The sequence below is a fragment of the Achromobacter sp. SIMBA_011 genome, from assembly GCF_046535435.1.
GTDB lineage: Bacteria > Pseudomonadota > Gammaproteobacteria > Burkholderiales > Burkholderiaceae_B > Achromobacter > Achromobacter dolens.
On record NZ_JAWRWN010000250.1, the window covers coordinates 1 to 298 of the forward strand.

Genomic DNA, 298 nt, shown 5'->3' on the forward strand with positions numbered 1-298 from the left:
AAGGATGCGGCTGAAGGTGTCAAGGCGCTGAAGGACATGGGCATTTCCTCGCTGATGCTGTCGGGTGACAATGCCCGCACGGCGCGTGCCATCGGCAACAAGCTCGGCCTTGAAGCGCGCGGCGAACTCCTGCCGCAGAACAAGGTCGAGGAAATCCGCAAGCTGGCGGCCCAAAAGACCGTGGAGATGGTGGGTGACGGCATCAACGCTGCGCCGGCGCTTGCCGCCGCCAGCGTCGGTGTCGCCATCGGCTCGGGCACGGATGTGGCGATGGAAGCGGCGGATGCGGCGCTGATGC

At 65.8% G+C, this 298-nt stretch carries 1 protein-coding gene; it reads left to right on the forward strand.

Translation table 11 applies throughout. From position 1 onward, the window contains the following. A partial coding sequence (locus SB816_RS30800; RefSeq protein WP_410548094.1) for an HAD-IC family P-type ATPase occupies positions 1–298 on the forward strand: 298 nt, incomplete at both ends.